The sequence below is a fragment of the Janthinobacterium longum genome (genome assembly GCF_051380735.1).
Taxonomy (GTDB): domain Bacteria; phylum Pseudomonadota; class Gammaproteobacteria; order Burkholderiales; family Burkholderiaceae_D; genus Janthinobacterium.
Genome location: NZ_JBNYXQ010000002.1, coordinates 499,701 through 511,075, shown reverse-complemented (window position 1 = coordinate 511,075; position 11,375 = coordinate 499,701). Strand labels below are relative to the sequence as shown.

At 59.8% G+C, this 11,375-nt stretch carries 14 protein-coding genes; 9 read left to right on the top strand and 5 right to left on the bottom strand.

The window, feature by feature from the left end:
• The first annotated feature begins 149 nt into the window (after positions 1 to 149).
• Positions 150 to 1,118 carry an IS1595 family transposase gene (locus tag ACQ4WM_RS10565; RefSeq protein ID WP_436546620.1) on the top strand — a complete coding sequence of 323 codons (969 nt, stop codon included), beginning with the start codon at positions 150 to 152 and terminating at the stop codon, positions 1,116 to 1,118.
• 11 nt (positions 1,119 to 1,129) lie between these two features.
• Here ACQ4WM_RS10565 and ACQ4WM_RS10560 read toward each other — a convergent pair whose 3' ends face one another.
• Both ACQ4WM_RS10560 and ACQ4WM_RS10555 read right to left on the bottom strand, forming a co-directional pair.
• A complete protein-coding gene (locus ACQ4WM_RS10560) occupies positions 1,130 to 2,098 on the bottom strand; it encodes a FecR domain-containing protein (protein WP_436546619.1) in 969 nt (322 codons plus the stop codon).
• A complete protein-coding gene (locus ACQ4WM_RS10555; RefSeq protein WP_436546618.1) occupies positions 2,089 to 2,577 on the bottom strand; it encodes a sigma-70 family RNA polymerase sigma factor in 489 nt (162 codons plus the stop codon). Before ACQ4WM_RS10555 ends, ACQ4WM_RS10560 begins: the two co-directional genes overlap by 10 nt.
• A 174-nt stretch (positions 2,578 to 2,751) precedes the next feature.
• On the opposite strand from ACQ4WM_RS10555, the gene trhP reads away from it, so the two are divergent.
• The 5 genes from trhP to ACQ4WM_RS10530 all read left to right on the top strand — a co-directional run bounded on the left by trhP (position 2,752) and on the right by ACQ4WM_RS10530 (position 6,940).
• Positions 2,752 to 4,107: a prephenate-dependent tRNA uridine(34) hydroxylase TrhP gene (trhP, locus tag ACQ4WM_RS10550; RefSeq protein ID WP_436546617.1), complete on the top strand. Its 1,356-nt coding sequence runs from the start codon at positions 2,752 to 2,754 to the stop codon at positions 4,105 to 4,107.
• A gap of 132 nt (positions 4,108 to 4,239) precedes the next feature.
• A complete protein-coding gene (locus ACQ4WM_RS10545; protein WP_436546616.1) occupies positions 4,240 to 5,487 on the top strand; it encodes a DUF819 family protein in 1,248 nt (415 codons plus the stop codon).
• Positions 5,488 to 5,716: 229 nt separating this feature from the next.
• On the top strand, positions 5,717 to 6,190 hold the full coding sequence (locus ACQ4WM_RS10540; RefSeq protein WP_436546615.1) for a penicillin-insensitive murein endopeptidase: 474 nt from the start codon (positions 5,717 to 5,719) through the stop codon (positions 6,188 to 6,190).
• A gap of 1 nt (position 6,191) precedes the next feature.
• Entirely contained in the window at positions 6,192 to 6,560 is a 369-nt protein-coding gene (locus ACQ4WM_RS10535) for a hypothetical protein (protein ID WP_436546614.1), read from the top strand.
• The gene (locus ACQ4WM_RS10530; RefSeq protein WP_436546613.1) at positions 6,554 to 6,940 is read left to right on the top strand and encodes a hypothetical protein; all 387 of its coding nucleotides are present in this window, start codon (positions 6,554 to 6,556) and stop codon (positions 6,938 to 6,940) included. The genes ACQ4WM_RS10535 and ACQ4WM_RS10530 overlap by 7 nt, the downstream gene beginning before the upstream one ends.
• A gap of 30 nt (positions 6,941 to 6,970) precedes the next feature.
• Here the strand turns inward: ACQ4WM_RS10530 and ACQ4WM_RS10525 are convergent, their stop codons facing one another.
• Positions 6,971 to 7,528, bottom strand: coding sequence for a flavin reductase family protein (locus ACQ4WM_RS10525; protein WP_436546612.1), 558 nt, complete (start codon positions 7,526 to 7,528; stop codon positions 6,971 to 6,973).
• 150 nt (positions 7,529 to 7,678) lie between these two features.
• On the opposite strand from ACQ4WM_RS10525, the gene ACQ4WM_RS10520 reads away from it, so the two are divergent.
• The 3 genes from ACQ4WM_RS10520 (at position 7,679) to ACQ4WM_RS10510 (ending at position 9,983) form a co-directional block, all read left to right on the top strand.
• The gene (locus ACQ4WM_RS10520; RefSeq protein ID WP_436546611.1) at positions 7,679 to 8,299 is read left to right on the top strand and encodes a head GIN domain-containing protein; all 621 of its coding nucleotides are present in this window, start codon (positions 7,679 to 7,681) and stop codon (positions 8,297 to 8,299) included.
• Between the two features lie 98 nt (positions 8,300 to 8,397).
• Positions 8,398 to 9,186 carry a DNA-formamidopyrimidine glycosylase family protein gene (locus tag ACQ4WM_RS10515; protein ID WP_436546610.1) on the top strand — a complete coding sequence of 263 codons (789 nt, stop codon included), beginning with the start codon at positions 8,398 to 8,400 and terminating at the stop codon, positions 9,184 to 9,186.
• On the top strand, positions 9,183 to 9,983 hold the full coding sequence (locus ACQ4WM_RS10510) for an enoyl-CoA hydratase (RefSeq protein ID WP_436546609.1): 801 nt from the start codon (positions 9,183 to 9,185) through the stop codon (positions 9,981 to 9,983). Before ACQ4WM_RS10515 ends, ACQ4WM_RS10510 begins: the two co-directional genes overlap by 4 nt.
• Here ACQ4WM_RS10510 and ACQ4WM_RS10505 read toward each other — a convergent pair.
• Both ACQ4WM_RS10505 and ACQ4WM_RS10500 read right to left on the bottom strand, forming a co-directional pair.
• On the bottom strand, positions 9,980 to 10,717 hold the full coding sequence (locus tag ACQ4WM_RS10505) for an AIM24 family protein (protein ID WP_436546608.1): 738 nt from the start codon (positions 10,715 to 10,717) through the stop codon (positions 9,980 to 9,982). The genes ACQ4WM_RS10510 and ACQ4WM_RS10505 overlap by 4 nt on opposite strands.
• Positions 10,718 to 10,720: 3 nt before the next feature.
• Complete coding sequence (locus ACQ4WM_RS10500) at positions 10,721 to 11,362, bottom strand: AIM24 family protein (protein ID WP_436546607.1); 642 nt, start codon at positions 11,360 to 11,362, stop codon at positions 10,721 to 10,723.
• Positions 11,363 to 11,375 lie beyond the last annotated feature (13 nt).

Below are 11,375 nucleotides of genomic sequence, written 5' to 3'. Positions count from 1 at the left end.
TACAAATAATGGGCTTATCTGTAGGCCGTAGCAGCAGCGAAAAAGTACAGTCGCTGGCAAAGAATATTGGCTATGTCACCGAAAAGAGTGGAAACCATCTGAAATTGCCGACGTCTAACTGATCAGAATTCTTCTTTCAGGAGACGATCATGGACGCAGTTCAATGGCACACGTTGATCGGACAGTTCTCGCAATTGTCGCAGCGCCAGCGCCTGGCTGGCATCGCGCTGTTGCAGGGCAGCACCGGGCAGGATGCGGCCATCGCCCTGATCGAGCAGACGGCGCTGGCACACCTGCATTGCCCGGCCTGTGGCGCCACGCGTGTCCACCGGCACGGCCCTGCCCATGGCTTGCAGCGTTATCGTTGCGTGTCCTGCCGGAAAACATTCAATGCCTTGAGCGGCACGCCGCTGGCGCATCTGCACCACAAGACACGCTGGCTGGCCTACGCCAGTTGCCTGCTCGAATCGTTTTCCGTGCGCAAGGCGGCCGACCAACTGCAGATCCATCGCAACACCAGCTTCCGCTGGCGCCATCGTTTTCTTGCGCTGGCAAAAAACGACCGGCCGCGCTGCCTGCACGGCATTGCCGAAGCCGATGAGATGTATCTGCTTGAATCACAGAAAGGATCGCGGCACTTGACCCGTCCGGCACGGCGGCGTGGAGGTACAGCACGCCAGCGCGGAATATCGAATGAACATGTCTGCATCCTGGTGGCACGCGACCGCACCGGGCAAACCGTTGATTTCGTGGCCGGCCGTGGCCAGCTCAGCAAGGCAAAATTGCATGCCTGCCTGCCCGCAGTGATCGACCGAGAGATTCTGCTGGTCAGCGATGGCCATCCGGCGTATCCCGTGTTTGCCCGGGAAATTGGCGTCATGCACGCCGCAGTGAACTTACGGGCCGGCATCCGTGTGCGTGGCACGATCCATGTGCAAAACGTCAATGCGTATCACAGCCGCCTGCGCGGATGGCTGCGCCCATTTCATGGCGTAGCAACACGCTATCTGCCCAGTTATCTGGGCTGGCGGTGGATACTCGACGCCAGGAGAATCTTGTCCCCGGAAAGCTTGCTAAAAGCCACCATGGGATCCTTTCCACACTTGATGGTGACATAGCCAAGAATATTTTAGCGGGGACGCAATCGCCAGCCAGCCCCACTGCGTTCGGCGCGGATCGCCAGCACCTCGGCCAGCGTTTGCAGCGACACTTCCGGCGCATCGATCTGGTAGGTTCCGGAAACACGGCGGCTGGCAAGTAGCGGCGCCACCTCGACCGCCTGCCCCGAATGCAGGGCAAACTGGGCCGCAAACTCGGGCAGTGGCGTATCGAGCGCCATCAGCAAACCTTTGGTCCAGGCGTCGTCGGCCACCGGCGAGCGCTGTACTCGGCCGCAGCCGCTGCTGGCAAAGCGCACGCGCTGGCCGGCGTTCACCGTCACCACCGGGCCGCCGGGCGTTTGCACCTGGGCCGCATGCTGCTGCACCGTCAGCATGGTATGCGCGGCAAACTGGCTGATCGTCAAACGCGTGCCCAGCGGCCGCACCACGCCATCGCGCGAAATAATACGCAAGGGCCGCTTTTTCGCATCGCTGCCGGTGGTCAGCTGCAGCACACCCTGGGCCAGGTAGATAGTGCGTTTGTCACCATCGTAGTCCAGGCCCACGCGTGTGTTGGAACCGAGCCAGGCACGAGCGCCGTCCGGCAAGGTCACCAGGCGGCGCTCGCCGCGCGCGCTGGCCAGCCAGCGTATCGGCGCGCGCTCGGGTGCGGCCGGCAGCAAGGCCCAGCCCATGCCGGTGGTGAAGGCCACGCCGATGCAAGCCATCAACTGGCGCCGTGATTGACGTTCAGGTTTTCTTTTGCGCGATTCATGCACAGGCGTACGCAGAATATGGGCGGCCTGCAAGGGCGCACCGGCAAGCAGGCTTTGCAGCCGCTCGACTTTTGCCCACGCCTGCTGATGCGCGGGCGCCGCGTCAATCCACAGCTGCCAGCGGCGCAGCGCATCGGCACCGCCGTCTTCGGCCAGCGTCACAAACCAGTCCGCCGCCGCTTCCAGGTGCCGCTCGTCGACGTCCGCCGGGACTAAAGACATTTCAGACATTGCAGCACTGCCTTGCGCATATATTGTTTGACGCTGCTGACCGATACATCAAGCTCCAGGGCAATGGTCGCATAGTCAAGGCCGTCGATCTGCGCCAGCAAAAAGGCCTGCCGTACTTTCGGCCCCAGCCCGGCCAGCATGCGGTCGATGGCCAGCAAGGTTTCCAGCAGGATGGCGCGCTCTTCAGGTGACGGCTGCAGCGCTTCGGGCATCAGCGCCAGTTCGGCCAGGTAAGCCTGTTCCAGATCGCTGCGGCGGAAATGGTCGACCATCAGCCCGCGCGCAATAGTGGCCAGGTAAGATTTCGGTTGCGTGATCTCGGCAGCTTTGGTACCGGACTGCAAAAGGCGTACGAAAGTGTCCTGCACAAAATCGGCGGCGCGATGCGAGCAATGCCCTAGCCGCACGCGCAGCCAGCCATTGAGCCAGCCGTTGTGCTCACGATACAGACTCTCATAACTGACCTCCACCCGACACCCTCCGCCATTAAATGAGAACTATTATCATTTAAAACTGAGGCTGTCACAAGCTTTCGTTTACCACTTGTCACTTCCTGGCCACGAAATGCAATAGCAATTCATTGATCCAAGGCAAAGCACTGACGCCGGCACCGGCCTACAATCGTCGGCTTTGCCGATTCCACCATGCGCCACGCTCCCGAATTACTCCTGCCTGCCGGCTCGCTGGACAAGATGCACGCCGCCTTCGATTACGGCGCCGACGCCGTCTACGCGGGTCAGCCGCGCTACAGCCTGCGCGTGCGCAATAACGACTTTTCCACCTTGCAGGCGCTGCAGGAAGGTATCGACGGCGCGCATGCGCGCGGCAAGCAGTTTTTTGTTGCCAGCAATATCTTCGCCCATAACGCCAAGCTGAAAACGTATTTGCGCGATATGGAACCGGTGATCGCCATGCGCCCCGATGCGTTGATCATGGCCGACCCCGGCCTGATCATGATGGTGCGTGACAAGTGGCCGGAAGTCCCCGTGCACCTGTCGGTGCAGGCCAATGCCGTCAACTGGGCTGATGTGAAATTCTGGCACCGCATGGGCCTGACGCGCGTGATTTTGTCGCGCGAACTGTCGCTCGACGAGATCGAGGAAATCCGCCAGCGCTGCCCGGAAATGGAACTGGAAGTATTCGTCCACGGCGCGCTGTGCATCGCCTATTCTGGACGTTGCCTGCTGTCGGGCTACTTCAATCACCGCGATCCGAACCAGGGCACCTGCACCAATTCCTGCCGCTGGGATTACAAGGTGAAAAACGCCAGCGAGGATGCCAGCGGCGACCTGGGCGCGATGCAGGTGATAACGCTGAAATTTGAACAGGCACTGGAACAGGCGAATGGATTTTCCGCCCTGCACCAGCAGCCGCGCCACCCGCTGGCCGACCAGCCCTACCTGATCGAAGAAGCGCAGCGCCCGGGCCAGCTGATGCCGATCCTGGAAGACGAGCACGGCACCTACATCATGAATTCGAAGGACTTGCGCGCCGTCGAGCATATCGAACGCCTGGTGAAAATCGGCGTCGACTCGCTGAAGGTCGAAGGGCGCACCAAGTCGCTGTACTACGCGGCGCGCACCGCGCAAGTGTATCGCCAGGCAATCGACGACGCCGTGGCCGGCCGTCCGTTCGACATCTCTCTGCTGGGGCAATTGCAAGGGCTGGCCAACCGCGGCTACACCGACGGTTTTTACCAGCGCCACCATACGCAGACTCACCAGAACTATATGCGCGGCGCCTCCGAGACAGACCGCAGCCAGTACGTGGGCGATGTATTGAAAGTGGAAAAAGGCTGGGCCAGAGTCGACGTGAAAAACCGCTTTGCCGTCGGCGACCGCATCGAGGTTATGCATCCGTCGGGCAACCGCGATATCACCATTGCGCGCATGCTGAACGATGCCGGTGAAGACATCGGCGTGGCGCCGGGCAGCGGACACTTCGTGCGCATCGAGCTCGACGGGGCGCTGGAACGGGCTTTGCTGGCGCGTTACATGTAAGTGCATTGCAAGTGCGGTGGCAGGCCTGAAAATATAAGAGCAGCAGCAACATTGTTATACGATACGGCCAAGCCACGCCCGGGGCCGCTATCCGCATCCCGGTCGTCCCTGACACGTCCACCGGAATCGCCGATGCCACCTGCCACACCAGCCCTGATCACCAACGACGCCGTTGTCCTCGGCCTGCTTGCCATGACCCTGGGGCCCGTATTCTGGTCTGCCTCGCGCACCTCAGGCTTCTGGAAAAAATTCTATGCCTATGTGCCGTCGCTGCTGATGTGCTACCTGATACCGGCGCTGCTCAACACCTTCGGCATTATCGACGGCAACGCCTCTGGCCTGTATGCCATGGCGCGCGACTACCTGCTGCCCAGCGCGCTGGTACTGCTGTGCGTGGCCATCGATTTCGGTGGCATCATCCGCCTGGGACCCAAAGCCATTATCATGTTTCTGACCGGCACGCTGGGCGTGATGTTGGGCGCCCTGGTATCGTTCGAAGCCATGCGTTTGATTCACCCGGAAACGGTGGCCGGCGACACCTGGCGCGGCATGACCACCGTGGCCGGCTCGTGGATAGGCGGCGGCGCCAACCAGGCGGCGATGAAAGAAGTGTTCGAGGTAGACGCCACCCTGTTCGGCCAGTTTGTCGCCGTCGATGTGCTGGTGGCCAATGTCTGGACTGCCGTGCTGCTGTTCCTGGCCGGCCGTGCCGGCGCCTTTGACCGCTGGACGGGCGCCGACCTGTCCGCCATCAATGCACTCAAGGACAGCATTGAAAGCTACCGCGCCCAGCACGCGCGCATCGCCACCCTGACCGATGTGATGATCATCCTCGGCGTGGGCCTGGGCGTGACCGGGCTGTCGCACTTCATGGCCAGCCCCACCATTGCCTGGATCACTACCCTGCCCGCTGAATGGCGCTTGCAGGATTACAGCCTGACCTCGAACTTTTTCTGGATCGTGGTGTTCGCCACCACCTTCGGCCTGCTGCTGAGCTTTACCCGGGCGCGCAGCCTGGAAGGCGCCGGTGCCTCGACCATCGGTTCGGCCATGCTGTACGTGCTGGTAGCCACCATCGGCATGCACATGGACTTGAAAGCCCTGCTCGACAAGCCTTTCCTGTTCCTGCTGGGCCTGATCTGGATCGCCGTCCACGGCGGCCTGATGCTGCTGGTCGCCAAACTGATCCGCGCGCCTTTGTTCTTTATGGCGGTGGGCTCGCAAGCCAATATCGGCGGCGCCGCATCGGCCCCCGTGATCGCCAGCGCCTTCCATCCGGCACTGGCGCCGGTAGGCGTACTGCTGGCCGTGCTCGGCTACGCGCTGGGCACCTACGGCGCCTATATCACGGGCCTGATACTGCGCGCGATGGCCGCCTGACCTTGGCGCGTGACTTATTCCACAGGCAGCCCAAGGGCTGCCTGTCATATTGCGACTGCGGCTTTGATCTGCTGGACCGGCCCGGCTTCACAACGCAATGTGCAAGCCGCCGAGCGCAAAACTCAAGCGGTCACGCAGTCATCAACGCCACTTTTGATTTCTCGTCATACGTTAGATAGGCAAACCGGCACAATTGCAGAACATATTGACCTCTTTTTCAGGAGGAACCATGCTGGAACTGCAGCCCAAAGATTCGCGCGGTTACTTTAACCTTCCACAATTACCTGAAGGTGCAGCTTATTACACCTATGGCACCCCACCACTGGGAGCCGGCCAGTATGCTCATCCACAGTTGCTTTCCCTGCTCTTCATGGTTGAACGTCAATGGCAAAGTATCGATAGCCGGAAAATCGGTTTTGGAAATATCAGCTTGGCCGGTGGGGTAAGATATAGCGGCCATAACAGCCACAGAAGTGGGCGTGATATCGACGTTCGCTTGCTGCGCAAAGATAGAAAAGAAATTGCCGTGACCAGGTTTGACGCACAATATGACCGTGATGCGACTGCTCAGTTAATCAGCATTTTTTTTGAGTTCAGCGACATCGAGATTATTTATTTTAATGATCGTACGATCCCACGGATCAGGCCACTGATACGACACGATGATCATTTTCATGTCTCGATTAAATCGCCGAGAGGGTGACATGAAGCGCATCTTCGTTGTTATCTCTTTCCTCGTCCTCGGCGTTGCCACCGCTCAAACGGCACACAAGTGGATATTTTCTTATCAGCCTGTCAAAGGGCGCTATTTGATCTACGGTGGGGGGCTGGCTGATCCTTTACCACCGACCAGCAAAGACAAGCGCATCGCTTTCTGGATTGAAGGCAAAGCCGCAAAACAGCTATTCGATGCCATGGGTCCGGACTTGCGCAATACGTGCGGAGCGGACGGCGATTATCGGGTGCGGCAACGGGCCGAAGTGAGCTGTACTTACTATCCCGGAGATGGCTATCATTGCGACTTCGGTTTTGATTTGCTGACAGGGCGCAGCGTCGGTGGCTCGGTATGCTGAAACGCGCCAGCCTGCTGTTAGCCGCAACGCTATGCCTGCTGCTCGCACAGCATGCTCACGCAGTCTGGGACTATGTCCAGAAAGATATTTCTGGCTCCTGGACTATTTACGGTGCGTATCTCGATGCACCCGTGCCACCTGCTCCCGGCGATAACAAGGTAGCCTTTCGTTTGACAGGAACGGCCGCAAAAAACATGTTCGACGCCATGGGTCCCGATATGGCCGACGGCTGTGCCGACCCGACAATTCGCCTGCGCAACCGCGATATGCTGCTGTGCCGCCATCGCTTGCATGATGGCTACCGCTGTGAATTCGGTTTTGATTTGTCGACCGGGCTGAGCATCGGCGGTTCGGTGAGCGGCGCGCTATGCAAGCCGTGAGCGGGGGCGCAGCAGGTTTGATGAGCTGACCTACAACATTTCCGGCTTCATCAAGCTCTTGCGGCTGATGGTCCGGCCCGACACCATGAACTCGCCATTGCCCCGGTAATGCAGGGTTTCGGGCAGCTTGGGCGAGGTCGCCACGTGGGCTTTCACGCATTCAAAAATGAAAAATCCGCCTCTCGGGTTGCCCGCCACTTGCGCCAGTTTGCATTCGAAGTTGGCGTAGCATTCGGCGATGAGAGGCGCGCCGACTTTCTCGGCAGCTTGCGCCGTCATGCCGAAGGCGGTGAATTTATCGGTGTCTTCACCGCTGCAGTTGCCGATCGCCACCACTTGGTCGACCATGTCGGCGGTCGGCAGGTTGATCACGCATTCCATGCTGCGCTTGATCATCTCGTAGCTGTGGTTGGCATCGGAAATAAAGCAACCCAATAGCGAGGGCGTAAATTCCATCATCATGTGCCAGCCCATGGTCATGATGTCGCTTTCGCCCTTCCAGGTGGAGCTGACCAGCACCACCGGCCCTGGTTCCAGAAAGCGGCGGATATTGTCGACGGGGTAATCTTCTTTGTGATAATTTTTCATGGCAGCTCCTGGACTCGTCAGCCTCCAGCATAGCCCAACAGTAGCTGCCGGGCGCGCAGCTGAAACCACAATTCTTGCCATTCGTCGCAAATTTTCCCATTTGCTCAAATTGCAACCTAGAATACATGGATCAACCTTCCAAGGAACGCCATGCGCCACTTACTGCTGTTCGCCGCCCTCGTTGCCAGCCCGCTCGTCCATGCTGACGAGCAAACCAGACCAGTTACGGCGTTCAACGCAATCGATATCCGTGGCCCGATCAGCATCGAGGTGGAATCGGGCAAGGAGCACAGCCTGCTATTGCGCGGCGACCAGAAATTTCTCAGTGGCGTGATCACGGAAGTGGTCAACGGCGAGCTGAAAATTTCCATGAAGGACAAGAACATCAAGAAAACCGAGGGCGATCCGCGCGTGATCGTCACCATGCCGCAACTGCGCAAGTTGATCGCCGATGGCGCCGGTGAAAAGATACTGACCAAGCTCAATGGCCCGCGCGTCGATATCAGCTACCAGGGTGCGGGGCGCCTCCTGGCCGACGGCAAGATCGACTGGCTGCGCCTGAAAGCGCAGGGCGTGGGCGAAGTCGATACACAGGCCTTGCTGGCAAAAAACGTTGATGTCAATTTCGATGGCATCGGTTCGGTCAAGGTCTATTCCTCGGGCGAACTGAACGCCGTGGTACGCGGCATGGGCGAACTGGTGTACTACGGCAAGCCGAAGGTGGTGCATAAATCGGTAGCCGGCATCGGCAGCGTCAGCGCCGCAAAATAAGCCGCAGCCAGCTTCCTGCGGTGCGCCGCCATCGCTGATTTTTCACCACACTCCATGGAAGGGTCCGGCATTGCGCCGCGCCATTCATGGAGGACACCATGCCCGAAGGACCGTCTATCGTCATCCTGCGCGAACTGGCCATGCCGTTTGAAGGCAAGACCATCGCGCACGCCAGCGGCAACAGTAAAACCGTCCATATCGATGAACTGGAAGGCCAGCCGCTGCTGGGCGTCGCCAGTTGGGGCAAGCACTTTCTGCTGCGGCTGGCGGACCGCTCGCTGCGCATCCACTTCCTGCTGTTCGGCAGCTACCGCATCAACGAGCGCAAGGATGCCGTCGCGCGCCTGCAACTGATTTTCGATGATGGCGACGAACTCAATTTCTACGCCTGCTCCATCAAGGAAATTGGCGAGGATCTCGACGCTGAATATGACTGGCGCGTCGACGTGATGAACGACGCCTGGGATGCGGCGCTTGCGCGCAAGAAGCTGCGCGCCCGGCCCGACATGCTGGTCTGTGACGCATTGCTGGACCAGGAATTGTTTGCCGGCGTCGGCAATATCATCAAGAACGAAGTGCTGTTCCGCATCCGCGTCCATCCTTTATCCACCATCGGCGCCCTGCCCGCCCCCAAGCTGCGCGCACTGGTCGAAGAGGCGCGGCAATACAGCTTCGATTTCTTGCAGTGGAAAAAGGAATTCACGCTCAAGGCGCACTGGCTCGCCCATGCCAAAAAAATCTGCCCGCGCTGCCATATTGCGCTGCACAAGGCCTACCTTGGCAAGACCCAGCGGCGCAGTTTTTTTTGCCCCCGTTGCCAGAAGCAATACGGTAGTGACAATGCGCTATCATCTTCGAACAACCACCATACGAAGGAGACAGCATGAACACCGATGAGTACGGGCCACTGGTACTGCGCGACAACGCCGCTGGCCTGGTCACCCTGCGCCTGAACCGGCCGCTGCAATTGAATGCCTTGTCGGAAGCCATGCTGGCGGCACTGCAAGCTGAACTGGACATCATCGCCAACCAGCCCGAGGTACGCTGCGTGATACTGGCCGCCGATGGCAAGGCGTTTTGCGCCGGCCACGACCTGCGCGAAATGCAGGCCACGCGCGAGCTGGCGTATTACCAGGCGTTGTTTGCGCAATGCTCGCAGGTGATGCGCTCGATACAGGAGTTGCCGGTACCGGTGATTGCGCGCGTGCATGGCATCGCCACGGCGGCCGGCTGCCAGCTGGTAGCCAGCTGCGACCTGGCGGTAGCGGGCGCATCGGCGCGCTTTGCCGTATCCGGCATCAATGTGGGCCTGTTCTGCGCCACGCCATCGGTGGCACTGTCGCGCAATGTGTCGGCCAAGCGCGCCTTCGAGATGCTGATGACGGGCCGCTTTGTCGATGCGATCACGGCCGCCCACTGGGGCCTCATCAATACCGCCGTGCCCGACGAAGCGCTCGACGAGCAGGTAGCGCTGCTGGCGCAAAGCATCATGGACAAAAGCCCTGCTGCCGTACGCCACGGCAAGGCAATGTTTTACCGCCAGCGCCAGATGGCGCTGGCCGATGCCTATGCGTATGCGGGTGACGTGATGGCGAAAAACATGATGGAGGAAGACGCCAATGAAGGCATCAATGCCTTCCTGGAGAAGCGCTCGCCGAACTGGCGAGCGCAGGCGGCTGACTAACGGTTTTCCTTCATCTGCTGCTGCGCCGAGACACTGAGCTTGTTCAGGTCGTCCGGCCCCAGCATCGGCAGTTGCGACAGCAGGTGCGACAGCGTTGAACTGCCCTCCATGTCCAGTTCCGACGACTGCACCAGCACCGTGCCGGCGCCCGTGAAATCGATCTGCTTTTCTTCGCCCGACAGGGTAAAGCCCGTCAGCGCGCCGGCCGCCGAGGCCCAGCCCTGCACGTGGGCATAATCGTAGTGATACGACGGGCTGGGGCAATCGGCCCAACCCAGCACGGCCTGCTCGTCGACCCGGCACGGCAATTCCAGGAAATGCACCGGGCCATTCGAGGAAGCGATGACTTTGCCTGTGCCTATCATGGTCAGATAGCCGGGCAGAGTCGATTCCTGGCAGATCACGTCCTTGGTAAAACCCAGCAGGTTCTTGGCGCGGATGGTCATGTTGGCGTTGTCGAGGTCGTAGCAGGCCAGGTCATTGCCGTTGTCGCCCAGGATCAGCTGGCCTTGTCCGTTCGCGACCACGAAATGGTGTACATACTTGGGCGCATTGAAGGCGGTGCGCACGATCAGATCAAGCACGCTGCTACCCATGGCTTCGAAACGCAGCTCGCCATAAAAGGCGATCATCTTGCCCTTGCGAATGAAGATCTGTTCCTTGACATCGATCACGTACGAGAAGCGATTCAGGTTATCGTTTTTCGGCAAGGTGGAGGGATTGTAGATCGTCATGGCTTACCTTTCGCTCGCTTGGATATAGACCGTTCCCTGGCCCGTAAATTTCACCTGGTACGATTCGCCCGAAGCTTGCCCCACGAAGGTTTTCCAGTTCAGGTCTGTGACGATGGTCGAACTCAGTTGCCCCGTATGGCCGATATAGGCTTGCGGGTCGACAAACACTGGCACGTCGGGCGTCACCGGCAGGCCGATGGTATTGCCGTCGGACAAAATCGCCACTTCGCCCGTGCCTTGCAAGGTGGTGGTAAACAGGCCCTGGCCCGAGACCGCACCACGCACCACGCCCTGGATGCCACCCTGGTTGCCGAGGAACATGGTACCTGCCGTCAGGCGTGCGTCGAACGCCAGCAGCGTATCGCTTTCCACGTACAGGGTTTCGCCGCGCACGGGAATAATGGTGACGAACAGGCCGGCGTGCGCGTAGTACACGCTGCCGCTGCCCTTGGCGGCCATCATGGCATAGCCTTCATTGGTGACGGCGCGCATGGCCAGGCTTTGCACGCCCTGGCCCGCCAGGAAGGAACGGCTGAATTGCACGTCGCCCTGGTAGGACACCATGGCGCCCTTGCGTGCGAATACTTCTTCGTTGCTGAGTTTGACCTCGAGCATCTTTTCATTGATCTGCTGATAAACCGGCATCGCGTGGCTCCTG

Bases quoted from the DNA above. Each gene is read 5' to 3' on its own strand.
- ACQ4WM_RS10560 (WP_436546619.1), bottom strand. From the start codon at position 2,098: ATGTCTTTAGTCCCGGCGGACGTCGACGAGCGGCACCTGGAAGCGGCG.
- ACQ4WM_RS10540 (WP_436546615.1), top strand. From the start codon at position 5,717: ATGCTGGAACTGCAGCCCAAAGATTCGCGCGGTTACTTTAACCTTCCA.
- ACQ4WM_RS10565 (WP_436546620.1), top strand. From the start codon at position 150: ATGGACGCAGTTCAATGGCACACGTTGATCGGACAGTTCTCGCAATTG.
- ACQ4WM_RS10500 (WP_436546607.1), bottom strand. From the start codon at position 11,362: ATGCCGGTTTATCAGCAGATCAATGAAAAGATGCTCGAGGTCAAACTC.
- trhP (WP_436546617.1), top strand. From the start codon at position 2,752: ATGCGCCACGCTCCCGAATTACTCCTGCCTGCCGGCTCGCTGGACAAG.
- ACQ4WM_RS10515 (WP_436546610.1), top strand. From the start codon at position 8,398: ATGCCCGAAGGACCGTCTATCGTCATCCTGCGCGAACTGGCCATGCCG.
- ACQ4WM_RS10520 (WP_436546611.1), top strand. From the start codon at position 7,679: ATGCGCCACTTACTGCTGTTCGCCGCCCTCGTTGCCAGCCCGCTCGTC.
- ACQ4WM_RS10510 (WP_436546609.1), top strand. From the start codon at position 9,183: ATGAACACCGATGAGTACGGGCCACTGGTACTGCGCGACAACGCCGCT.
- ACQ4WM_RS10530 (WP_436546613.1), top strand. From the start codon at position 6,554: ATGCTGAAACGCGCCAGCCTGCTGTTAGCCGCAACGCTATGCCTGCTG.
- ACQ4WM_RS10535 (WP_436546614.1), top strand. From the start codon at position 6,192: ATGAAGCGCATCTTCGTTGTTATCTCTTTCCTCGTCCTCGGCGTTGCC.
- ACQ4WM_RS10545 (WP_436546616.1), top strand. From the start codon at position 4,240: ATGCCACCTGCCACACCAGCCCTGATCACCAACGACGCCGTTGTCCTC.
- ACQ4WM_RS10525 (WP_436546612.1), bottom strand. From the start codon at position 7,528: ATGAAAAATTATCACAAAGAAGATTACCCCGTCGACAATATCCGCCGC.
- ACQ4WM_RS10505 (WP_436546608.1), bottom strand. From the start codon at position 10,717: ATGACGATCTACAATCCCTCCACCTTGCCGAAAAACGATAACCTGAAT.